Origin of the sequence: Desulfobulbus oralis (assembly GCF_002952055.1) — a bacterium.
GTDB classification, from domain to species: Bacteria; Desulfobacterota; Desulfobulbia; order Desulfobulbales; family Desulfobulbaceae; genus Desulfobulbus; species Desulfobulbus oralis.
Map to the genome: position 1 here is coordinate 1,960,738 of NZ_CP021255.1, position 21,570 is coordinate 1,982,307.

At 56.9% G+C, this 21,570-nt stretch carries 18 protein-coding genes and 1 CRISPR repeat array (1 of these 19 only partly in view); of the genes, 2 read left to right on the forward strand and 16 right to left on the reverse strand.

The features are described 5' to 3' along the window. Nucleotides 1–3,026: a CRISPR direct-repeat array (repeat unit 35 nt; unit sequence GTCGTAATCCCTTATCAAGTCAGGTCATATCAAAC); it begins 9,034 nt to the left of the window's first position. A gap of 473 nt (nucleotides 3,027–3,499) precedes the next feature. The 15 genes from CAY53_RS08655 to cas6 form a co-directional block, all read right to left on the reverse strand. Beyond that, complete coding sequence (locus CAY53_RS08655) at nucleotides 3,500–4,642, reverse strand: Card1-like endonuclease domain-containing protein (protein WP_104936771.1); 1,143 nt, start codon at nucleotides 4,640–4,642, stop codon at nucleotides 3,500–3,502. Then, nucleotides 4,639–5,229 (reverse strand): NUDIX domain-containing protein, encoded by a 591-nt coding sequence (locus CAY53_RS08660; RefSeq protein ID WP_017865499.1) that lies wholly within the window; start codon nucleotides 5,227–5,229, stop codon nucleotides 4,639–4,641. The genes CAY53_RS08655 and CAY53_RS08660 overlap by 4 nt, the downstream gene beginning before the upstream one ends. After that, the gene (locus tag CAY53_RS08665; protein ID WP_181040238.1) at nucleotides 5,226–6,260 is read right to left on the reverse strand and encodes an adenosine deaminase family protein; all 1,035 of its coding nucleotides are present in this window, start codon (nucleotides 6,258–6,260) and stop codon (nucleotides 5,226–5,228) included. The genes CAY53_RS08660 and CAY53_RS08665 overlap by 4 nt, the downstream gene beginning before the upstream one ends. Next, nucleotides 6,239–7,291, reverse strand: coding sequence for a CRISPR-associated ring nuclease (locus CAY53_RS08670; protein ID WP_104936773.1), 1,053 nt, complete (start codon nucleotides 7,289–7,291; stop codon nucleotides 6,239–6,241). The genes CAY53_RS08665 and CAY53_RS08670 overlap by 22 nt, the downstream gene beginning before the upstream one ends. Next, nucleotides 7,291–7,686, reverse strand: a complete 396-nt coding sequence (gene csx20 / locus CAY53_RS08675) for a CRISPR-associated protein Csx20 (protein WP_104936774.1) — start codon at nucleotides 7,684–7,686, stop codon at nucleotides 7,291–7,293. The genes CAY53_RS08670 and csx20 overlap by 1 nt, the downstream gene beginning before the upstream one ends. Before the next feature lie 31 nt (nucleotides 7,687–7,717). After that, on the reverse strand, nucleotides 7,718–8,437 hold the full coding sequence (locus CAY53_RS08680; RefSeq protein ID WP_104936775.1) for a nucleotidyl transferase AbiEii/AbiGii toxin family protein: 720 nt from the start codon (nucleotides 8,435–8,437) through the stop codon (nucleotides 7,718–7,720). Then, complete coding sequence (locus CAY53_RS08685; protein WP_245874788.1) at nucleotides 8,434–8,757, reverse strand: hypothetical protein; 324 nt, start codon at nucleotides 8,755–8,757, stop codon at nucleotides 8,434–8,436. Before CAY53_RS08685 ends, CAY53_RS08680 begins: the two co-directional genes overlap by 4 nt. Nucleotides 8,758–8,855: 98 nt before the next feature. Then, on the reverse strand, nucleotides 8,856–10,418 hold the full coding sequence (gene cmr6, locus CAY53_RS08690; RefSeq protein WP_104936776.1) for a type III-B CRISPR module RAMP protein Cmr6: 1,563 nt from the start codon (nucleotides 10,416–10,418) through the stop codon (nucleotides 8,856–8,858). A 3-nt stretch (nucleotides 10,419–10,421) separates the two neighbouring features. Then, the gene (gene cmr5 / locus CAY53_RS08695) at nucleotides 10,422–10,856 is read right to left on the reverse strand and encodes a type III-B CRISPR module-associated protein Cmr5 (protein ID WP_181040239.1); all 435 of its coding nucleotides are present in this window, start codon (nucleotides 10,854–10,856) and stop codon (nucleotides 10,422–10,424) included. 11 nt (nucleotides 10,857–10,867) lie between these two features. Beyond that, nucleotides 10,868–11,740 carry a type III-B CRISPR module RAMP protein Cmr4 gene (cmr4, locus tag CAY53_RS08700; protein ID WP_104936778.1) on the reverse strand — a complete coding sequence of 291 codons (873 nt, stop codon included), beginning with the start codon at nucleotides 11,738–11,740 and terminating at the stop codon, nucleotides 10,868–10,870. Next, nucleotides 11,730–12,749 carry a type III-B CRISPR module-associated Cmr3 family protein gene (locus CAY53_RS08705; RefSeq protein WP_104936779.1) on the reverse strand — a complete coding sequence of 340 codons (1,020 nt, stop codon included), beginning with the start codon at nucleotides 12,747–12,749 and terminating at the stop codon, nucleotides 11,730–11,732. Before CAY53_RS08705 ends, cmr4 begins: the two co-directional genes overlap by 11 nt. After that, nucleotides 12,746–15,580, reverse strand: a complete 2,835-nt coding sequence (gene cas10 / locus CAY53_RS08710; protein ID WP_104936780.1) for a type III-B CRISPR-associated protein Cas10/Cmr2 — start codon at nucleotides 15,578–15,580, stop codon at nucleotides 12,746–12,748. The genes CAY53_RS08705 and cas10 overlap by 4 nt, the downstream gene beginning before the upstream one ends. Next, nucleotides 15,577–16,614: a type III-B CRISPR module RAMP protein Cmr1 gene (gene cmr1, locus CAY53_RS08715; RefSeq protein WP_104936781.1), complete on the reverse strand. Its 1,038-nt coding sequence runs from the start codon at nucleotides 16,612–16,614 to the stop codon at nucleotides 15,577–15,579. The genes cas10 and cmr1 overlap by 4 nt, the downstream gene beginning before the upstream one ends. Before the next feature lie 93 nt (nucleotides 16,615–16,707). Beyond that, complete coding sequence (gene csm6 / locus CAY53_RS08720) at nucleotides 16,708–17,829, reverse strand: CRISPR-associated ring nuclease Csm6 (RefSeq protein ID WP_104936782.1); 1,122 nt, start codon at nucleotides 17,827–17,829, stop codon at nucleotides 16,708–16,710. Next, the gene (gene cas6, locus CAY53_RS08725; RefSeq protein ID WP_104936783.1) at nucleotides 17,826–18,764 is read right to left on the reverse strand and encodes a CRISPR system precrRNA processing endoribonuclease RAMP protein Cas6; all 939 of its coding nucleotides are present in this window, start codon (nucleotides 18,762–18,764) and stop codon (nucleotides 17,826–17,828) included. Before cas6 ends, csm6 begins: the two co-directional genes overlap by 4 nt. A 379-nt stretch (nucleotides 18,765–19,143) precedes the next feature. Between cas6 and CAY53_RS08730 the strand changes: the two genes are divergently transcribed. Continuing rightward, complete coding sequence (locus CAY53_RS08730) at nucleotides 19,144–20,145, forward strand: sirohydrochlorin cobaltochelatase (protein ID WP_104936784.1); 1,002 nt, start codon at nucleotides 19,144–19,146, stop codon at nucleotides 20,143–20,145. Between the two features lie 211 nt (nucleotides 20,146–20,356). Here CAY53_RS08730 and CAY53_RS12940 read toward each other — a convergent pair whose 3' ends face one another. Beyond that, a complete protein-coding gene (locus CAY53_RS12940) occupies nucleotides 20,357–20,527 on the reverse strand; it encodes a hypothetical protein (RefSeq protein ID WP_181040240.1) in 171 nt (56 codons plus the stop codon). 166 nt (nucleotides 20,528–20,693) lie between these two features. On the opposite strand from CAY53_RS12940, the gene CAY53_RS08735 reads away from it, so the two are divergent. Further along, nucleotides 20,694–21,545 carry a class I SAM-dependent methyltransferase gene (locus tag CAY53_RS08735; RefSeq protein ID WP_181040241.1) on the forward strand — a complete coding sequence of 284 codons (852 nt, stop codon included), beginning with the start codon at nucleotides 20,694–20,696 and terminating at the stop codon, nucleotides 21,543–21,545. The last annotated feature ends 25 nt before the right edge of the window (nucleotides 21,546–21,570 follow it).

The following is a 21,570-nucleotide window of genomic DNA, read 5'->3' on the forward strand; positions in this document are numbered from 1 at the left end:
CAAACTGTAGAGTCCAGAGAAAATCTGCGTCGTAATCCCTTATCAAGTCAGGTCATATCAAACAAAAGAGCCGAAACTGCAGAACGTAATCTCGATACCCGTCGTAATCCCTTATCAAGTCAGGTCATATCAAACGTTTTCAATATGTCCGTACTGCCAGATACAAATTGTCGTAATCCCTTATCAAGTCAGGTCATATCAAACAGCGTTCCGCTTCCGCAATCAGCTTGTCGCAACTATAATGTCGTAATCCCTTATCAAGTCAGGTCATATCAAACCTGTTTCTTGTGACTCTCAAAATTCCCGCAATTTCTCCGACGTCGTAATCCCTTATCAAGTCAGGTCATATCAAACATTTCCGCTACTTCAGGAAAAATGCTTCATTCTCCAAGGGGTCGTAATCCCTTATCAAGTCAGGTCATATCAAACACAAATTCCCCAATTTCTTCCTTTAAAAATCAAGAAATTTCGTCGTAATCCCTTATCAAGTCAGGTCATATCAAACTTTGAGCGCGCAAGCTACCCAGGCTGGATACTTGGTCGTAATCCCTTATCAAGTCAGGTCATATCAAACTTCTTTTCCTCCAAGCCCAAGGCGCGGGCTTGGAGGAAGTGTCGTAATCCCTTATCAAGTCAGGTCATATCAAACCGGCTTCCAGTTACGGAATCTGCTGGCTGCGGCAGTTAGTCGTAATCCCTTATCAAGTCAGGTCATATCAAACCGCTTCGCGCACAAGAGGAAGCGTTCATATTTCGCAACCGTCGTAATCCCTTATCAAGTCAGGTCATATCAAACCTTAATCTTGTACCTACTGTAGTACTGGCAGTACGGAGTCGTAATCCCTTATCAAGTCAGGTCATATCAAACGTACGATAGCCCATGATGGCTATCGTACATCTGATCTTTTCCTGTCGTAATCCCTTATCAAGTCAGGTCATATCAAACCCGGAAAGCCACCTCCCAGCTTTGGGAGCTTGCCTGTTAGGGTCGTAATCCCTTATCAAGTCAGGTCATATCAAACCCCAGAAGCTCGAGCAAGCGTTCGGCTTGCTCGAGCAAGCGGGTCGTAATCCCTTATCAAGTCAGGTCATATCAAACCTGGCGCTCCACAGCCAGCTACCCGCTGGCAGGAGGTATGTCGTAATCCCTTATCAAGTCAGGTCATATCAAACGAGCTTGCCTGTTAGGCAAGCTCCCAGCTTCCAGCGTCGTAATCCCTTATCAAGTCAGGTCATATCAAACCGGCAGGCCTGCAGGAAGTTTGCGCCTTCTTCCTGGGCCTGTCGTAATCCCTTATCAAGTCAGGTCATATCAAACAAGTTGAGCAAGAGCGTTCTGCACAATACACCCAAGAGGTGTCGTAATCCCTTATCAAGTCAGGTCATATCAAACAATCCTATCCGAACTGCATTGGTAATACTGATGCAGTCAGTCGTAATCCCTTATCAAGTCAGGTCATATCAAACGGCAGGCGTTGGATGTAAACAGGTACGTCGCACCGGACGTCGTAATCCCTTATCAAGTCAGGTCATATCAAACACGAAACCCGTCGGAAGCATATGAGAAACATTTCTACGTCGTAATCCCTTATCAAGTCAGGTCATATCAAACCTGAACAAGCAGACCAAAGATGCCGAGAACAAGGTCTTCGGTCGTAATCCCTTATCAAGTCAGGTCATATCAAACCATGCGAAAGGTTGACCCCAACGTGCAGCGGGTCTCCGATGCGTCGTAATCCCTTATCAAGTCAGGTCATATCAAACTAGTTTACGTACTGTAATAAACGGGCAACTGATGGTCGTAATCCCTTATCAAGTCAGGTCATATCAAACGCAACCAATCAAGGATCCGTATAAGGCAACGCCCAATATCGTCGTAATCCCTTATCAAGTCAGGTCATATCAAACCTGATCGAGCGCAGGCACTATTCACCTCTGGAGTTCGGAAGGTCGTAATCCCTTATCAAGTCAGGTCATATCAAACCCGACGACTTTATCAGAGCAAACGATGTAACAGCCATCGAGGGTCGTAATCCCTTATCAAGTCAGGTCATATCAAACCAGGCTTACAACGAGGGATTATGGTTTCATCAACAACACCAGTCGTAATCCCTTATCAAGTCAGGTCATATCAAACCACAGCCTATGTACCCAATGGGCGAAGACTGATTCTTGGTCGTAATCCCTTATCAAGTCAGGTCATATCAAACAGTTCAGAAGCATCTACTGTCAGGCTTTTCCCATCCCGTCGTAATCCCTTATCAAGTCAGGTCATATCAAACACGGAGAAAGAAAGAACAAATCGAAAGCGCCTTGCACGAGTCGTAATCCCTTATCAAGTCAGGTCATATCAAACATACCAAGCCGGACAAACCATTGACGGCTTACGAAACAGTCGTAATCCCTTATCAAGTCAGGTCATATCAAACGTACCTTTCATCTGAATAATTGGACAGGGATCAAACTTTGGTCGTAATCCCTTATCAAGTCAGGTCATATCAAACTACCATGAACGAGACTCTGATTGACCTGACCGAAATTGGTCGGTCGTAATCCCTTATCAAGTCAGGTCATATCAAACTCTGCCAGGTGACCAGGACATTGCCCCTGCGCTCCAGGTCGTAATCCCTTATCAAGTCAGGTCATATCAAACCAAACGATGGCAAGGCTGGAAAGCCTTGCCACTCCCCACGTGTCGTAATCCCTTATCAAGTCAGGTCATATCAAACAATTCCCGTGATTTTCAGGACGCCGCGTATTTGCGGCGTCGTCGTAATCCCTTATCAAGTCAGGTCATATCAAACTGCGCTCTCAAGCGATGGCTTTGCCATCGCTTGAGAAAGAGTCGTAATCCCTTATCAAGTCAGGTCATATCAAACGCCATCGCTTGAGAAAGAGTTTGGGGATACCATGAAAGAGCGTCGTAATCCCTTATCAAGTCAGGTCATATCAAACACATGAGCAACAATCTGAAACGCAAGGCACAGCGCCGTCGTAATCCCTTATCAAGTCAGGTCATATCAAACTGTCACCTCCAAATGTTCTGTGTTTTCAGGGTGTTGGGTGATGGTTTCCGGGAAGCTCCGACGCAGAAAACCTGGCAGAAGGGCAGATGGAGGGACTGAACAGAGGCCTCTACCCAAACAGCCTGATTTTACTGGATTTTTTTGCACGCGGGAAGCTCCAGCGCTCAAAAAAGTAAAATCACGAAAAATCAGCATGTTATTCACTCCAAAGACAGGAGCCATGAGCTTCCCGGCCAATTCATTCGGCTGACGCGGTCTCGAGGTCAGTGCTCCCCGTACTGCCCATGCCATTGCTCCAGCACGCAAGGCTGCCATGCAGCCTGCAGCGAGACTGCGCTTTGCCCTGCCGACATTGTATCCAGGTCGTGTCCGGCATTCCAGAAAGAAAGGACAACGTTCCTCGCCTCTTCCCCTTTTCGCCAGGGTAGCCTGGGTAGGGCGGCCAGACAATGCCAGCAAGGTTGTCGGAATCTTTACCTGCCAATGCCCCATTCCTGTTGCAGGCGCTCCTGCAGATGCAAAATGTTGTTCCCGCTGACCACAGGAATTTTCAGGTTTTGCGCCCGCCGGAAATCAGCATCTTTCAGCGGATGTACTGACACGAGCAGAGGGCGGGCAAAGAGGCCGCCTACATTTGCCTTCATGGAATCCAGTTCATGCAGCGCATCTTTGCCCGCATTTTTCAGGATATCCAGGCTACTGGTTTTGCAGGAAATGATGTGCAGTCGATTATTGCAGGAGAAGACAACATCCAGTTCATTCTCTGTCTTTTTCTTTTTCGAAGCAGCCCTTTGTATCTGCCACTCAAAATTGACGTTCAGGAGACAGTCCAGACCGTTGATGCTCAAGCCTTTTATCAGATTGAACACGTACTCTTCCAACCAGCCACCGTTCAGGTAGAAGCGGGCGGCTTCGCTCTGCAGACACAGCGTGTCTGCGCCTGAAGGCACGGCAATGCCCTCCTGCACCAGCAGATCAAAGAGCTCTGTGCCGGGGCCGGGCAGGTTGTTTACGTACAGAAAAACAGGAGGCTCCTTTTTATCGTACTCGTTCAGTTGTCTGTTGCATGCGCGCAGCATATCTGGATTGTTAAGAAAAAGGCGACAAAGTTTTTCGGTTGCCGCCTTGCGCCTGCGGGCCGTATCTATCTTGCTGCGTGTACCTGCTTCATTAAAACGTTTGCCGTAGCAGGCCAGACAGAGTTTTACATCCAGCAGATTCTGCCTGACTGGCATGGCGGTCGGCTGGTCACCCAATTCCAGCAATTGCTCATGCTCGGTGTCCATGTAGATGACGCGTTTGCCACTAAAATAGAACTGCTGGTAGGCAGCCAGGGCGGTAATCTTGGTGCCGCCGGTGACGTTCAAGGTGAGCTCGTCTGCCTGGGATTGCTGCACCACGGCATCGCAGGCGGCGAGCGCGCCTGCAAAATCATAAGCCGGGATTTCGTAGACGCTGATTTGGATGGCCCGGGCTCGAAAGATATTTTTCAGTCGCTCCGCCTGCTCCTGCATTTCAGGTGTCACGAGCAGTGCCACCTTTTCGGGTCTCTCCAACAGTACGGGCAGGACATTGGGGACCGGCTGGCCTGATACCAGGCAAACATGCATTTTCATACAGAGCCTCCTTGTTTGGCCAGGTGTATGGCCAGTTCTGACCAGAGTTCAAAGTGTTCCAGAGGCAGTTGCTCCATACGCTGCCACTCTGGGTTTGCAATTTCCCTGGAAAAAGACAATTTCTGGCACACATCCAGGTGGACTTTGAAGACAATACCGAGATGGCAGCGGCCCACCGCGCTTTCATCCTCATTGATCATGCCCAGAACCGTGATTTGCGATGGCCTGAACGAAAGACCAATTTCTTCCCGCATCTCGCGCCGCAGGCCGGACAGCAGCCGGTCATACAGGGTGGGGCCCTGATCCCTGTCGTTGACATGCCCGCCAATCCCTGCCGATAATTTGCCGATGAGCCGCAGTTCCGAACCGTGGCGCTGATAGGTACAAATCCGGCCATTCTGATCAAAAATCAGGGCATAGGGAATAAGCTGCTTGCAACTGAAATCCGCTTCCGCCTGGCTGCGGTCCACATAGGTATAGCTCAGCCGGTTCAATACCGCCACGTCAATGGGCCAGTATTGCCGGGACAGGTCAAAGGATTGCCGCAACCGGGTCAGTTCTACGGACAGGACTTTTTCGTTCTTCACAGCTTCTCTTCCCTGATCAGCTTGCCCAGCCGCTCTTCAACCCGTCGTATGAGTGCCTTCTTTTGCTTATACGGGTAAAAGGCCGTACGAAAAGCGTTGCAGAGCAGTTGCAGAATCTCCCATTTGGACAGGCCGCCTTTGGTGAGGCGTGCGGCCTTGTGCAGCTCATTGGTGGCACTGGTGCGGGAAATGCCGGGATCGTCGGTGTTGACACTGACCAGCAGCTCTGCATCGAGGTATTTCTTGAGCGGATATTCCTGCAGGCCGGTATCCGGGAGATAGTTGTCCTGAAAGCCCACAATCTGGGCATTGCTGGAGGGACACATTTCAATGCCAATGCCTCGTTCCAGAAACTTGTTCATTAAGTCGGGCCGATCCCGCAGGGTCAGGCCATGACCTATACGTTCGGCGTTGAGGTGATAGACTGCCTGCCAGATACTCTCGCAGGGCATGATCTCACCCGCATGAATGGTGATGTTGTAGCAGTCTTGCATGATTTCCAGAAATTCCCGGCGCATGTCTTCTGAGGAAGCGGCATCTTCGTCGCCTGCCAGATCAAAGCCGCGAAAATACTTCTGGAAGCGTGCGTCCTGTTGGCATGCCTGCACCAGGGAGACGCTTTCCCGGATTTTTCTGAACATCTCCTCTTTGCCGCCATGCCGCGTGGCAATGAGCAAGAGCGAAGTTTCAAGCTCCGAACACCCTTCCAGCTCCGCCAGAATGTTTGCCAGAACCTGCTGGGCCGGAAAGGCGTGATTTGCATAATTGAGGGGCGAGCAGCGCAGTTCAAGATAGAGTACGTTTTCCTGCTTGCAGCGGCGCAGAAAGCAGTGCAGGGTTTTGCGCAAGGCCTTTTCTTGGCAGAGCAGGGCCGAGCCCTGCAAGTCGCCCAGGCCTTCATAAGCGGAAAGGCCGATTTTTCTGAATCGGTGCTCGTCCTGATAATCACCAAAAACACTGGCGGACAGCGCGTCCGCGTTGGGATAGGTCAGCAAAAGGGCCGGGGCAATCAGACTTGCTGGGACGTGCAACTCGTCCGCCTGGTGCTTGCGCCACCCTTCCAGCCTCCGGACGGCGGAACCTGGAATGGGGACAGGGTGGCGCGCCAACGGGCAAAGTCCGGGTTGGTGCGCGCGGCCTGCTCCAGATCCTCTGCATAGCATTCGGCGACGGCAATCATGTCTTCCGGGTCCAGCACCCCGCCAAGATGACAGTGCAAATCCGCCTTGGGCAGATGCTTGAGCCATTCGAGTTCTTCATCCTGCCGCTTCGGGTCGATGCCGATTTTTTCATCCCTGAGCGCCTTTATTTTGTCTAGCGGCAGGGTATACAGGATGTGGAAATTGGCGCGGCTTTCCTCCTCTTTTAAATAGTAGGTGGTGAAGAAGTGCTGGGATTGTTTTTTCTGCTCCTGAATCTGGTCCAGGAAGCTGGTTTGTGGCGGACATGGGAGGAATGCGGCGCTGTCAAATTCCGGAACCTGATCCCGCAGGTTCTGCAGGGCGGGATTTGCAGCGACCGCGCCCAGCAAGACCGGCAGGGCTTCCGCCTTGCTGTCTCCCAGAATGTGGAGCAGCATGTCGCAACCAAAGCACCAGGCCGCGTCCTGCATGTCCGCGCTCATGGTCTTGCGGCCACAGGCCAGGGACAGGTACAGTTTGCCGCCATTGGCGCGCCGTTTCGCCGCGGCCACGACCCGCAGCGCCAGGTCGTGGAAGGCCCTGGCATCGTCATTGCTTTTGATGTCCGGCACGTCCTGCAGAAGAAACAATCGGCACTGCACGCCATAAGCACCGCACTGTTGTTTGATGCAGGCAAAATTTTCTTCTGTGGAATTGATGATTCTGGTGTGACCGTCAGCCATTGATATTTCCTGATGAGGCTGATCCGTGGCCACGAGCCACAGTTCATCGACGCGGCTCAGGCCCTGCCGTGCTGCCGTGATTTGCGGCAGCGACCTGCTTGCCGCATAGAAATCCGCTGTTGGTGCATAGTTGAAAACGCCCACGGTCTCCGTGATGATGTCGGGCTGGGCGCCCAATGCGGAGACAAGAATATGCATCACAGGGCCTCATACAGCCGGAAGCGGACATGACGGAACTGGTGGGTGAGCTGCACCTTGTCGCCGTTGCGCGTTTCCACAGCCTCGCGGCGGGTGGTGGAGTAGACAGGCCTCATGCCAAGGGCCAGAGCCTTTTGCACCGTCAGGTGGGTCGCACCAAAATCCCCCTGGACCAGCACATAGTCGCCCTGAGATCCGGCCTCGCGCAGCCAGTCAAAAAGCGGGGCAAGCAGTGGCGCAAGCCTTTCCGCATCTGGCGGCAACTGCCCCCAGATCGCAAGCAGGTGTGCTGGCGGTGCAATGAAATCGTTCACGCCGAAGGCAGCTTTCGCGTCTTCCCGCTGCGCGGCTGTCAGACTGTGATTGAAGATGACGAGCATCTGGGGCCGGATCAAGAGCGTACCCCCCTTATGTGGTGCAGGATAGTCATGCTTTTTGCCCCTCCGGGCCCTTCGGTTCAGGCAAAGGCTCTTCCTCATCGGCAAACGAAGCCGCGGCAAGCCGTACCGGTGGCAATGCCTGTACGGCCACCGCCGCGCGTTGCAGTTGTCGCTTTTCCGCATCGGTCAGGCTGGGCAGGTCGCCATCCTCAAAAAAAGTCAGGGCGCGCAGACTTTCAGCCGGCTGAAAGCCGGGTGCAAACAGCAGTTCCGCTGCCGCCAGAGCGGCAGCAAGATCGCCACCCGCGTTCAGCATGGCGCAGATATCCCTGTAGTCTTTTGCCTCGGCACGCTGGAGAATGACCTTGACCTTGTTTGCCAGTAAATCCTGCAGGGAGGCGACCAGCAGCACGCCGTCATCCGTATAGTCAGGCCCGCCGACGCGGCCAAAAGAGATATTGCCGAAGAAGGAAAATTTGACATTCTCGTCCGCATCATCACGCACAAGCACTGTCCAGGTGTCCCGGTCTTCCTGGATGGTTTCACCCTGCCTGACAAGGGGCAGTCGACGCGACAATGCCTCTCTGCGCAGTGGTTTTGCCGAAAAAAAGTCAAAATCAACCGACTGCCTGTGTCCCAGTCTCAGAGCGATGGCCGTTCCTCCGTACAGAATGAAGCCCAGATCAGGCAGCGGGCGCAGAGCGGGCCACAGCCGACGCTGCGCGACAGGCAATATTTCCAGATGCGGCGTAAACGTGGCGTTCATAAAAAACTTCTCTTTGGCATGGGCGGAATGGAACGCCCGGGATACAGGCGGCAATGCCAGTAGCTCCACGCCCGGGGCGTAAACCATCCGGCTTCCGCGTGGAGGAGAACGTCGCGCAGAAGGTCATCGCCAAGGTTTGCAGCCATGTTCTGCATGTCGCGAAAGGAACCCAGGCTCATCACCTGGGCCGCGACGCGGTGGGGCGATTGCAAGGCTTCTTCGGGGCTCTGCCACCAGATATATTTTCGCGCGTACTGTGCCAGTACGGCCTGAACCGCTGCGGATCGATACCCTGGATGACAGTTCTCCGAGCTCTCCATGAAGCGAATCTCCTGCTTCCCCCAGAATCAGCGGTATTGGCGCGCTGGAGCAGGGAGAAGGCTGTGATTGCAGATGACGAGCAGGTTGCCCGGTCTGTTCATGTGCCTTGTTCCTTTAATTCCCTGAGCCGCTTTTGCAGGGCCTGCCAGTGCTTCGGTTTGTCTCCCTTGGCTTTTTTGTCATGGCAGCCCCATTTTTTGAACTGTTCCTGCAAGGCCTGGGCTTCGGACAGGGTCAGGGCGGCAATATCCAGTTTGGCGCTGATATATTCACCAAAATTTTTGAGGTACCGGATGCGCTTTTCCAGTTCGGGTGCCGGCGGTACCGGGTCTATTTCATCGGGGCCGCCCGGATTTGACCATAGGATGCCTGTAGGCTTAAGCCACTCGCGGCAACGGTCATCGCGCTCTTTTGTCCATTTTTTCGGGAAGTTACTGCGCACTCGCTCGAAAACCGCTTTGACCGCTTCGGCAACACCTTCTTCCTGCCGCCAGTCTTCTGCTTCTTTGCTGTCCAGAATGCGCTGGCAGATCTTGCCCCAGTCGTCGATTGCGTCCAAGGTGTGCAGCCAATTCTCGCAGAGCCGTTTGCGGGCGGCTTGTAGTGCCCCAGTGATACCGGGTTTGTTTTTCCAGCCAGCGGCTTCTTGTTCGTTCTGTAACAAATTGAGGGTCGCCCAGTCCTGCGCGTGCTCCAGTTTGCGCAACCACGGCCCCCATTCGGTGAAATCTGCGGTCGTTTTCATTGCCGTTGCCGTCAAGTGGCCATAGCCCACACTGGTCTTGCCGCCGAAGCCAAGTCGCGTGCAGGCAATTTCAAACAAAGCCTGAACCTTCTTTTCATCCTGCTCATCAAATGGCGAAAATACGCCGGCATCCGGCTCGTCTGCCGCCCGTTCCGGCAGGGGCAGGGCCAGGCAGCGGAAGACGAACTGCACGCCCGAATTCACCGCCAGAAACTTGACAGGAATCGGGCTTTCGGTTTCCAGCGGCCCCTGTTCCTGTTCACCCGCATAGTACTTGCCGAAGTGCGGGTTCATGATGTCGGTCTTGAACAGCCTGCCGTCCTGGGGCAGGGCGGCGGGGAAGGCGTCCAGAAAGGCAATCTGCCCCCGCACGCTGTCTTTTTTGCCGGTATCGGTGTCGCCGAAGTAGCGCCGGAAGAGCGGATGAGTATCGGGGATCTCCCATTGCCCGGTTGATTGACCGTTTTTGTCCCGTTGTTCCTTTACGCTATCGGGCTCGGTTTGCTCGATATGCAGGCCGCAGGCCAGCCGCAGCACACCCTTGATAGCGCTGGCCGGAATGCAGGGCAGGCCGGTATTGCGGTCCAGGATGAAGCCGGTCTCCGTGGGATGGCCGGAACCCAGGCCGGAGACAAAGGGGCTACTCAGGGTGGCGGTCAACTCCCAGACCATGCCGCCCTGAAGCGCGGTGGTTTTGAGAATGTCAGTCTGGCGTTCGTGGATGCGGTTCAGCACATCAGCATTTGATGCCAAACGTTTATTGATTGCTACGCCCAGAATCTCAATGGTATTGTCCGATTTTTTCACCGATTGCCCAATTTCATTCCACGCGGTCATGCGAGAAAAATAGAGCGACGCATTGCCTCTGCCGCCGTGCTCAAAGAGCGTTTTCTGTGTGTCGGGAATGGGAAACATAGACTACTCCTCAGGGGTTTCAGATTTTTCCTCTTTGACAAACGCACGCACGTAGCGCTTCAACCACTGCAGCATGGCCAAGGACTCCTTCTGGGCGCGCAGGTAGGTCGTCTGGTCAATTATGGACAGTTTGCGCAGAAAGGAAAAGCGGTCCGTTTCCGTTAGACCCATGGCCTTCTGCTGGTTGAGCCAGCGTTGAATGATGTCAAAGGCATCTCTGTATTTGAGCTTATCCTTTTTTTTCTCCTCCGAATCTCTCGCATCCGGCTCCTTGTGTTTGGAAAGCAGAAAAGCCAGAGTTTGTCCCAGGCCGTTTGTCAGAATCATGGTCGGCACGCCCACAACAAAATTGGCCACCTTTTCATCAACCGGTATTTGAAAAACTTCTTTCACCTGATTCAGGGCAAATTCCGAACGCTGTTGTTCTTTGGTCTGCATGGCCGCCTCCCTTAGAGCCATTCCAGCGCGAAAATGCCGCGCCCCAGGGTTTCATCGCCGCCGATCTGGAGATGGCCTGTCACGACTTCCTTTTCAATATAGCCGCGAATGGCCTCCTGTTTCAGGCTGGACTTCTCGTCTCTGGAATCACCCCAGAAAATGACCGTATACATCAGGGTGTCGGCGGGCAGTTCCTCCTGATAACGCAGGGAACCGTCCTGTGTGGTTCCGCTTTTCTGGTCGATTTTTATCTGCGCCATGACCTGGGTGCAGTTGTTGACGCCGTAATCAAACACCATATCCGAGACCACGAGCAGGCGTTCCGCCCGGGCAAAGAGCTGCGCGCCCTTGCCTGCGCCTAGAGAAAAGCTTCCCTTTGCCTGCACCTCCATGTCTTCCAGCAGCACAGAGGCATCAGCATTTTGCCCTGTTATCCATCTGGCCGCTGCATCGCCCAGATTGGCCAGCGGCTGCAGGTCGATTTCCTGCTCGCCGATCAGTGCCAGATCCCGGTTCAGCCGCTTGAGCAGCGCCGGGCAGGTGATCCAGACAAAGGGCGCAATGTTTGAGCGCATGGGAAAGGCCAGAATTTTCGCGTCGCCAATGGACAGGGAGCCGGCATGGTCACCATTCTGGGTGTCCGCACCAAAGACCAGCTCGGTGATTTGCCCGAATGTTTCTTCCTGTGGCTTCTCTTTGATGCTGCCCTTGAAGTGGTCGAAATGGGCGCGGAGCGCGCCTTTCACGCCGGAGGCCTGAATGAGCGGCCACCTGGTGTGGCGTTCGCGCTGGATGGGCAGGTCAACCACGCCGGTTGAGGAACCGCTGCCCGCATGGCAGGGCGTGACCGCGTACAGGGCAAGGATGGAGGCGTTATCTTTCATGGTGTTCTCCTTGAGGTAAAGGAATGCAGCAGGGATTGATCCTTTTGGTGAATACGGAGCCGGCGGGCAGCCAGGCCGTGGTGGCTTTGTGAAAACCCCTAGCCAGATCCCAACCGGCCAGGGTGACCGGTTTGGACGCGGCAAAGACATGGGGCAGAATTTCCACTGTCAGTTCCAGCGGAGCGAGCGCCAGATACAGCGCTGCTTCGCCCTGGGGCAATGCGGGAGCGGCAGCGGTGGCATAGCCGCAGATACGTTGTTCGCCACCCAGAAAAAACCGGCCTTTTTTCTGCAGTCCGGGATCGCTGTCCAATCCGATGAGCAGCGTCACTTCCGGCCGCAGGCGAATGTGTGCAGCCGTATAAATCTTCCCTTCCTGCACCTTGCGTTTGCTGTCAATGGCAATGCCGGTGCGTGATTCGGTGTCGTACAGTTCGCTTTTGGCGAGCAGATCGCCTGCCGCGAATGTGACAGGCGATCTGCGCAGACAGTCCAGCCGAATCCAGTAAGGGGTCAGCGGTTTGGCGTCTTTGGCGCGCACCATGGGCAAGGCCGTGCCTGCCGACGAATGCGGCAGCAGGGACGAAGCCTTCTTGGGCGGCAAGGCGGCCTGGAGCAGGGTGCGGCCCAGCGGGGAAAAGGGCCTGGCCGCGCAGGGCGTGTTCCTGTTGGCGTGCCCATCCATGTTTTCCGCCTTGTCCACAAACCAACTGGCAGGGCAGGGCGCGTAGAGTGTGCCTTCGCGCCGCATGAGAACGGCGGTGATGTGGAAGGGCGCGGGCTGGCTGCAATGGCCAATGCGCTCCAGAATTTCCTGTGGACACCGTCCTGCCTTGTAGTCGGCAAAGGCAATGCCCCTTTGCCGAAGTACGGCGGTACGCACGGCTCCCTGAAGCACGGAGACCGGCGGCGGAAACAGCGCTTCCCCGCTGGGCTGTCCGGCTTCCAAAGGCTCCGCGCCGCGCAGGAATAACGTGTCGGTCGGGGTGAGTTCATAACAGATTTTCATGCCGCCCTCCTTGCTGCGAGAAAATGGGCGATGATCGCGGCTTCCGGGTTGTACCAGTTTTCCTCTGTGGAAACGCCCTGCACCATCAGTCCGGCCAGGCGCCGGGCCACAAGCTGCGTTTTGTCTTTGGCAAGCAGCTTGCCGGAGTGCCCCACCTCGTAGGCAATCAGGCGGACAATCAGGTCCTGGTTTGCCGCCAGCACGGCTGCATTGGCGGCCAGCGGCGCGATCGCCTGCCGCAGCTCATCCAGGCGGTACAAAAGGCTGCTGCCCAGTAAAGCGCCGCCCACATCATCCATCACCGCCCGCAGCGATTGCAGCAGGGTTTCGCTCTCGCCATACGGGTTGGCTGCGTCCCACTGCATCCACAAATCGCGGTCGCCGCCGGAGCGCTTTTTCAGGCGGATGGCCAGGGCATTACGGTCGGCCCGATCTTTGGCAATGCCTTCCAGCACCTGGTGGGCGTCGCGCAGCACCTCCCGCAGAGGCTCCTTGTGATGGGCAATGACAATGGCCGCGGAAATGGAGATTTTTTCCGCCCGGCCCAGATGCAGGCCCACTTTGCCACTTGTCGGCACTGTGCCGGAAATTTCCTCCGCCCCGTTTTCCGTGTAGCAGACAAAGGCCATGTTGTAGGCCTGGCGGATAGCGTCCGCCGCAGCAAGCGCTCCCTCAAGCGGCATGATGGCGCAGACGTCGTCGCCGCCCGCATAGATGAGCTTGCCCCCCTTGTCCTGAATCACCGGGGCCACGCCATAGCGGGCGAAGCTGTTGAGGCCGTCTGAGATGGCCGCATGCAGGGCCGGATTGAGCAGGCGCAGTTTTGTCAACAGCGGCTTGCCGTCCACCGTGGCGCGAAGCGGCGAATTAGGCTGAAAGCCGGGCCGCCCAAAGCGTTCCCGCAAGTCGGGATGCAGCACGTCGTTCCAGGTGGCGGAAAGCGTCTGGCCGTTGATGAGATCGCCCATCCTGTCGCCGTCCATGAGCAGGAGAGCGTAGTATTTATCGCGGTCGGTAAATTTGACGCCTCTGTTCTCGCCTTCATCAATAATGACACGCATGGCCTGTGACTGTTCGTCATCGGCGTTTTCGACTTCGGTTTGGTGCAGTGCGTCCACCAGACGCGGATATTCGTTTCGCGTGATGGTGATTTTGCCAGTCAGCTCCTGCAGGTAGTGGTGGGCAGCCATTTCGGTGGTTGACGGGAAGCTGTCCGCGCTGCGGAACACCGTAGCCAGAATCTCCTCCTGGTTGCCGCTCCAGTTCATTACTCTGGGCAGAAATCGCTTGATGGCGCAGAGCGCGCAGAGCCGCTCGTTTTTGCCTACCTGGGCAAAACTGTTTTCACCATTTTCCGTTTCGCGCACACGACCCCAAAATTGCTTGACCGCCTTGCTGTATTCGCTGGCGCTGCTTTCGCCTGCCTGCGCAAAGTCGTGCAGCACTTCATGTTCGCCGCAGAGCGGGCATTTTTCCCCCTGTTGCGGTGCGCGGAGACGGGTCGGCTTCAGCTTGGCGGCGGCCAGCAGGCTTTGCACCAGCGTATGCGTTGCCCCGTACAGACGGGCGGTTGCCTCGCCGCTTTGGCTGTAGACACCGGCAAAGGAAGCAATGGTCTTGCGTTCCTCCTGCCATTTTTGCGGGTCAAGCAGTACCGCAAGAGCCTCCTTGTCCGCATCGGCCAGACCGGCCAGGCGGCAGGCTGCGTGGCTGAACTGCCAGTAGTCGGCAATCTGATGCTCGAACAGCGCCTGCAGGGTTTTGCCCGCGCCATGCCGTTTGACCAGAAAATCCCTGACCAGCCGGGCCACGCGCAGCCATTCCCCCTGCACGCTTTCCGCAATTTCCTGGCAGATTGCGCCTGCCTTTTCCGCCGGAGCCAGAAAAACAAATTTGTTCGGAAACGAGGCGATGGACGCGCCCTCATTCTGTTGTTTTGTCAGCGCGGGGTCTGCTTCCTCAAGAAAGCGCGCCAGATGAAATTCCCTGCCAATCCATGTTTCCACCAGCGACTGGTCATGCAAAGACGGATAGACAATGTGGTCGGGGCCAAGGGTCTCCGCCACGTGACGGATGCCGGTGAAGGCCAGGTAGGAAAGCAGAACCGAGCCCACCCAGTGATCGCGCAGCTTGCGTGCCCTGCCGATAAAGGTCTGTACCGGCGTGATGGCAAAAACCGCGAGTGCCACATTGTGCCCGGCATCTTCCGCCATGCAGGAGCCGATGGCCGAGGTCAGGCCCAGATGGTGCCATAGACAATGGTCAGGCATGCGGGAATCGGCTGGAAGCACATCCCAGGCAGCGCCCAGAGCGCCGACATTTTTCTGGCGCAGCCGTTTTTTCAGGGCAAAGAACAGATAGAAATACAGGGCGCGAGCCCATTCCTCCGGAGTGTTCCTTTTGTCAAAAAATCCGCTTAAAGGCCGCTGGTCTTCGGGTAAAGCCTGCAGTTCCTCTATGGTTTTGCCAAGCCCCAGGTCTGCGGTCAAAAGCTGGCAAAGCCCCTGATGCACGGCGTCAATGCCCGGCATCGTGTCCCAAGCAAAGGCCAGCTTGCCGTCTTTCACCAGGGGATGGGTGAGAATCGGCTTTTCCCGAAAATTGACTGCCCCGTTCTGTTCGTCCGCACTGTACTTGGGCAAGGCCGCTCTGGTCAGACCGGCGGCAATCATGTCGGCATTCTGGTAACTGTCCTTATCCGGGACGGAAACATCCAAAAGTCGTGCAATCTCCGCCGCCCGCGCTTCATGGCCGCGAATATCCAGCATCTTGTGCGCCGGGTCGTGCAGCCACAGGGAAAGTTTGTGCTGCCAGTAGTTGCTTGCAGTCATCTCGTGCCTCCACAGCGCCGCAAATCCGTATTCTTGTCAAGCCGTTGGTGAATTGCCTGCCAGACCTCTGTTTCCTGCCCCAAGCGCTGCGGCTCCCATTGTTTGGGCAGTCTGTGCGGCAGGTGGAGAATGCGGCCCACCAGATGGTTCTCTTCGTTACGCTTGACCATCAGCCGGAGCTGGGAGGGCATCCGGCCTGTGCCGCCGCCCCAGTTGGGGATATTGTGGTGTGTCACTGGATAGCCCAGAATATGGCGTTTCTGCAGACCGTTTGGTGCGATATTGATGCTGGTGCGCAGGTTCATGTAGATTGTTGCCAATTCCTGCATGGCGGTCTTCCAAGTCTTGGGTGCCGGATTCACTTCCCAGCAGAGCAGACCTCTTTGATCTCTCCCCAGATGAGCCGGATATGCCCGTGCCTGTCCACCGTTCACCAGCGGTTGCCAGTCCTGTGCGGGCAGGGTCGCCGCTGCCTGTCGCCGGAAATTCTGGCCGGACAGCACGATAGAACCCCAGCCATTACGACAGCGCGAACCCAAAGTGCCAAAGGCGTCGATATAGGCCAGTACCAGCAACAGTTCCGGAACGCAATTTTTCGGCAGACACAGCGTGAGTTCAGCCTTGCTGCCTGACGCGATGTAGGTTTTGACGCCGTGGGTGGAAACTGGCCCATAGCCCAGATAAAGAGCATTGGAGACCGGATTTGTTACTTCCGGATGTTTGGTTTTTCCCAGGCTGTCCAGCTTTTCGCTGACGATGTTGATACCGGTGTCCTGCAAATCCAGCCGCACCCTGCTGGCGCTGGCTTTGCTTTCGTCCAGCACCGAACCGAACAAATCTCCTTCGGCCTTCAGCATTTCTTTATGATTTGGGTACTGGCTGCCCACCGCCACCCGCCACCACTGGCGGAGCAGATTCTTGAAGGGCGCGGCCCTGAGTTCGGCGTTCTGGTCGGCGCCGCCCAGAAAGGTTGGGGTCAGAAATTCGACGCTCACCTGCAGGGTCTCTGTGTCGTGAAATCTGGTGATGAGCACGTGTTCACCTCCGGCTTGTATTGGTCATGTTTATTCCTGATGCGGATTGTACGGAATGCGGGGCCTTTTATCCAGCCCGGCAAGCTTGCCGTTTCATTTTTTCTTAAACTGCACTTGCCTCTTTTCGATCCTGAGGCCATAGCGCGTGTTGGGCCTTCTGCCCCAGGGCTGGATGGCCAGTAGCTCGCCGGCCGGGCCAAAGGCCGTGCGCAGGGCCTGGTTGACGCGGGACCTGTAGGAATGGAAATTGTCTGCGTTCAAACTGCTGATGCCGGTGGTGCTCATGCCGTCCTTCCTTCCGCCCGCTATGTGTTCGTAGAGTTTGGCGATGCGGTTTTGACGGTTCAGGATTTCCCCGGTTTCCAGAAACCAGGGCGGGCACTCCCCGGAGTCGGTCGGCACGGGCGCGGCGCCCTGCAGGCGGATTTCCGCGAAAAAAGCCAGGAGCGCTAGCCAGACCGGCTTCAGATCCACCTGCAATGAGCCATAGGCCACGGTTTTCGCGGCCAGCGAAATGGTGAAACCCCGATCTTCCTCCCGCACCAGCGAAGCCATGAGCGCGCCCGGCGTATCCGGCCCGGCGAGCAGATGGCCGGGCAGATGCCTGCGCAGGGAAAGAAAGGGCAGGGAGACGAGCTGCACCCTGGCGTCATCCGTGTTCATCCAGAAACTGCGGCCCTGCCGGTCGCGCAGCTCCAGACGCCGCGCCTCCCTGGGCGGAAACCAGAAATCCCGGTGGCCTTCGAATTCCGGCGAAACCAGCACGTGGTAGATGCGATCCTGCGGCCGGCCGTACATCTGCGCGGCAAAGGAGAGACAGGAGCTCATGGTCTTGCGGCCGCCGGCCACCAGAAAGTACACCGCCGTGTCGCCCTGGGTCAGTTCACGGGCCAGCCGCAGGCAGAGCACGAGCAGGGCCTCGTTGTCATCCTGATCCACAATATCGGGCAGTTCCCGGCCCCGGGCATCGAGCGGAATGTGCATGTTGTCTCGCGAAAAGTCCACCTGCCTGGCATCCAGGCCGTATTCCTTGCAGAAGCGGTAAAACTGGCCCCGGCCGCTGTCCAGCAGTCCGGCCTGGAGCAGATCCTTGCCGTCCCGGGTGGTGACGACATGGATGGCGTCCACGTCGCGGCCGTCGCAGTGCAGGCAGTAGAGGGCTTCGGTGATGATCTGTGGACTCATGCCGGAAACGGCCAGCAAAATGCGTTTCATGCCGGCTCCACAATCCGGATTCTGCCCAGGCCGAAGACGGTCTGTTTGCCCAGGTTGACGGCCTCGGCATAGCGGAGCAGGGGCAGAAAGACCGAGATGTGCCCCCGAAAGCGCAGTCTGCCCACCATGCCGCCCAGCAGCATTTCCCGCTTCTGCCGGTTGGAGTAGCGTTTGATTTCCTGCCAGCGGGTGTCGGCCTGTACGCTTTCGACAGCGCCAGCCTGCACGACCAGGGCGTGGTAGTCCAGGGCCGGTCTGCCGCTGCCGTAGTGCTCTTCCAGGGCCGAAACCCGCCGCAGGGCGGCCCGGACGAGCAGGGAGAAGGGCAGGGCGCTTTGCAGGCTGTTTTGGTCTTTCAGCCGGAGCGGGGTCAAAAGCCCAAGGCCCAGCTCCCCTGCCGGGCCGGGGGCGCCTGCTGCCAGGTGCAGGCAGGGCGGATTGTCCGGCGGCCGCAGCATCCTGTCTTCCTCCGTGTAGAGCACCTGGGCGGGCTGTTCCCCCATGGTCACCCGGCGCAGGGCAAAACGGCCGGCCCCCTCCGTTGTGCCGCTGCCGATGCCCTTTTGGCCCATGGCCTCGACCGCACAGACGACATGGGGCAGAAACTGCGTGGCCGGGCCGAGGAGGACGAGGTTGAAGCTCAGGCTGTCGCCTTCCCGGTACTGCAGTTGATCCGTGGCCGGCGGGTTGAGCACATAGGGGTGGGGTCGGGCGGAGAGGCGCGAAGCGTCCAGCTTTTCCGTCGCGAAGATCAGGCTGTAGGCACAGTTGCCGGCCAGCAGGCAGGAGGCGCAGTCCTGCCTTTTCAGGGCGCAGGCCACGCTTTTCAAGGCATGGCCGAAAGCGCCGCGCAGGGTCGAACCCTTAAAGGCGGGCAGGCGGGCAGGGCTGATAAAACGGCAGTCGAAGTCGAGGGCGAGCAGCGGGAGCGTCATGGCGGATTTTGGTCGCGAAGGGGGAACGGGCAGTGAAACGCAGACTGGCCGCCAGTGGCGGTCTCGCAGTCCTTCTCTGTCTTGATTATAGCGAAGCCCGGACCCTTGTCCAGGCCGGCAAGCTTGCCGGCAACCATGCTTCCTGTGGCGCCCTGTTCGTTTGCGGACTCCTGCTATGAACCAGCCAGGTGCTGTCGGCGGATTATTCGCACATCGACCGCATTGCCTCTGGGTGGGTAACAGCCTGACCGAAAAGTAGAGAACAGGGCAGGGAAGATTTGATGTTTATAAAGTCAACATTGTTGGCTAGTATGGCTGTTGCTGGATACTCCAGTATTTTGCGGGATAACCGCGTAACTTTTCCTGTAAGGAGGTCTGTATGAACAACTGGAAGCAATTCGTTACCACCTCTCTGGCCTGCGGTGCGCTGCTGTCCTTTGGAGCGGGGCATGCACTGGCCGACTACAGCCTGAATCCGGAAGTCAAAACCGCCACGCCCGCGCTCAAGATGGCAGCGCAGATAGGCATTTTGAAGAGTGAAAACCCGGAGCTCCAGAAGCTGGCGAACAAGGACGCCATTGTGGTCATGAGTTTCGGCACCACCTTCAAGGAGAGCCGCGAGAAGAACATAGAGGCCACGGTCAAGGCCATTCAGGCCGCCCACCCGGGCGTCAAGGTCGTGACCGCGTTTACCTCCCATATCATCATTGACCGCATCCAGAAGAACGAGGGCATGAAAGTGCCCACGCCCGAGGAAGCCCTGGCTGACCTGAAAAAGGAGGGCTACACCCGTATCGCGCTCTGTTCCCTGGATGTCATTCCAGGCATGGAGTACGCCTACGACCTGGGCGTGTTCCAGTTGCACAGGAACGATTTTAAAAAGATGACCCTGGGCACCCCGCTCATGTACTGGCAGGGCCAGGAGGATCAAGCGGACGACGTGACCGAAGTGATGAAGGCCTTTGCGATCCAGTTCCCGAAACCGAAGATGCAAAAGAACGAGGGCGTCTTCCTGATGGCGCACGGCACGCCGCATCCGGCCAATGCCTACTATGCGGTCATGCAGGACCGGCTTGAGGAGCTGGGCTGGCACAATGTTTTCATCTACAGTGTGGAAGGCTGGCCTTCTCTGGAAGACGTGATCAAAAAAGCCAGGGCCAGGGGGATCAAGACGGTGACCCTCATGCCCTTCATGATGGTGGCTGGTGATCATGCGACCAACGATATGGCAGGGGACGAGGATGATTCGCATAAAAACATCCTTAAGAAGAATGGGTTCACTGTCCATACCTACATGCATGGCCTCGGTGAAAACAAGGCGGTCCGTGAGCTTTTCGTCAAACGCGCGAACGATGCCTGGGATGCCCTGGAAGCCGAGTAGTAGGGACGGGGCCCAGACTGGTCCTGTCGGCCTGAAGCCGGGGGCGAACACAGCTTTGCCCCCGGCGGGATAGCTTTCGTGTTCGCGGTGCCCGTTGCCGTAAGCCCTGGGGCAGAGCGACCAGTCTGCCCTTTTCCCTCCTGCCGCATGCTGGTTCGGACTTCGTTCAGATCGGGGCCGGCGCAAGCCGGCCTTGCAGAACGGGCCTTGTCTAACCCAGGCGCATGGTCGCGCCGCATCGCACGCAGTCTCTCCGCTCCCTGCCCTGCAGGGCGACTCTTCTCTGGCCACGCTGGCCCATTCGCCGGCATTCGGCCGGAAAACGGTTTTTCATGGGCGCTGCCGCTTCTGTTCCCTTGACGGCCAGTCTGAGGTGGCCCATGCCTCTGTGGTAAGCTGGATCATTTTGTGGCTGGAAATGACAGCGACAGGCCCGGGCAAAGGCTATGTTGCGGCGTTTTCGGGGGAGGGAGAAAGGGGCTTAAAATTGCCGATTATTTGCCATGCATTTCCTCCCCTCAAAGCCACTACCCATGCGGGGGAGAAAGATGCTGAAAATTGCCGATTACCTGTCAGAGGGTACTGCCCGGACGCTGCTGATGCCACTCTGCTGCTGCGGCACGGCCAGCCGCCTGAACCCGGAGGGGGGAATCTACGATGCCCGCGCGGCTGAAGTGCTGCGTCAGGTTGACTATGATTTCACGAGGCTGAGACGGGCGGGCATAGAGTACACCATGCTTTGCTGTCTGCTGCGGGAATGGCATCTGGACAAGCTGGTCAGGGCCTTTGTGGCCGGGCACCCGGAGGGCACGATTGTCAACCTGGGCTGCGGCCTCAGCACCGCGGCCTTTCGCCAGCAGCTCGGGGCTTGCCGCTGGTATGACCTGGATGTGCCGGAAGTCATTCGCGTCAGGCAAATGCTGCTGCCGCCGGAGGGGGGACAGCAACTTGTGGCCTGTTCGCTGCTGGATCCGGCCTGGATGGAGGCAGTGACATTTGTGCCGGAGGCTGGCGCGCTTTTTCTGGCAGCCGGGGTTTTTTATTATTTTTCCGAGGCCCAGTTGCGGCCCCTGGTGCTGGGCATGGCCCGGCATTTTCCTGGCGGCCGGCTCTGGTTCGATGCCGTTTCCCGGCGGGGTCTCAAAATAGCGAACCTCTTTGTCCGGCTGGCCGGTTTCCGGCAGGCAAGCATGCGTTTCGCTGTTGACGATCCGGCTGAACTGGCCCGCTGGTCGCCGCTGCTGCGGGTACAGGGCAGTTCCTACTATGTCGATGCGCCGCGGCAGCGTCTGGGCCTTGTGACCCGCCTGCACGTGGATATTGGCGAACGTCTGGGCATGGTGAAAAACATGACCGTCGATTTTGCCGGCAGGCAGGGCATCTCCGCCCCGGCGGCGTAGGCGCTGCTGCCGGCCGTAACGGGCA

Coding starts and splice junctions, on each gene's coding strand:
- csm6 (WP_104936782.1), bottom strand. CDS start 17,829: ATGAAACGCATTTTGCTGGCCGTTTCCGGCATGAGTCCACAGATCATC.
- CAY53_RS08680 (WP_104936775.1), bottom strand. CDS start 8,437: ATGAACGCCACGTTTACGCCGCATCTGGAAATATTGCCTGTCGCGCAG.
- cmr5 (WP_181040239.1), bottom strand. CDS start 10,856: ATGCAGACCAAAGAACAACAGCGTTCGGAATTTGCCCTGAATCAGGTG.
- cas6 (WP_104936783.1), bottom strand. CDS start 18,764: ATGACGCTCCCGCTGCTCGCCCTCGACTTCGACTGCCGTTTTATCAGC.
- CAY53_RS08705 (WP_104936779.1), bottom strand. CDS start 12,749: ATGAAAATCTGTTATGAACTCACCCCGACCGACACGTTATTCCTGCGC.
- cas10 (WP_104936780.1), bottom strand. CDS start 15,580: ATGACTGCAAGCAACTACTGGCAGCACAAACTTTCCCTGTGGCTGCAC.
- CAY53_RS08655 (WP_104936771.1), bottom strand. CDS start 4,642: ATGAAAATGCATGTTTGCCTGGTATCAGGCCAGCCGGTCCCCAATGTC.
- CAY53_RS08730 (WP_104936784.1), top strand. CDS start 19,144: ATGAACAACTGGAAGCAATTCGTTACCACCTCTCTGGCCTGCGGTGCG.
- cmr6 (WP_104936776.1), bottom strand. CDS start 10,418: ATGTTTCCCATTCCCGACACACAGAAAACGCTCTTTGAGCACGGCGGC.
- CAY53_RS12940 (WP_181040240.1), bottom strand. CDS start 20,527: ATGGGCCACCTCAGACTGGCCGTCAAGGGAACAGAAGCGGCAGCGCCC.
- CAY53_RS08670 (WP_104936773.1), bottom strand. CDS start 7,291: ATGCATATTCTTGTCTCCGCATTGGGCGCCCAGCCCGACATCATCACG.
- cmr4 (WP_104936778.1), bottom strand. CDS start 11,740: ATGAAAGATAACGCCTCCATCCTTGCCCTGTACGCGGTCACGCCCTGC.
- CAY53_RS08685 (WP_245874788.1), bottom strand. CDS start 8,757: ATGGAGAGCTCGGAGAACTGTCATCCAGGGTATCGATCCGCAGCGGTT.
- CAY53_RS08735 (WP_181040241.1), top strand. CDS start 20,694: ATGCTGAAAATTGCCGATTACCTGTCAGAGGGTACTGCCCGGACGCTG.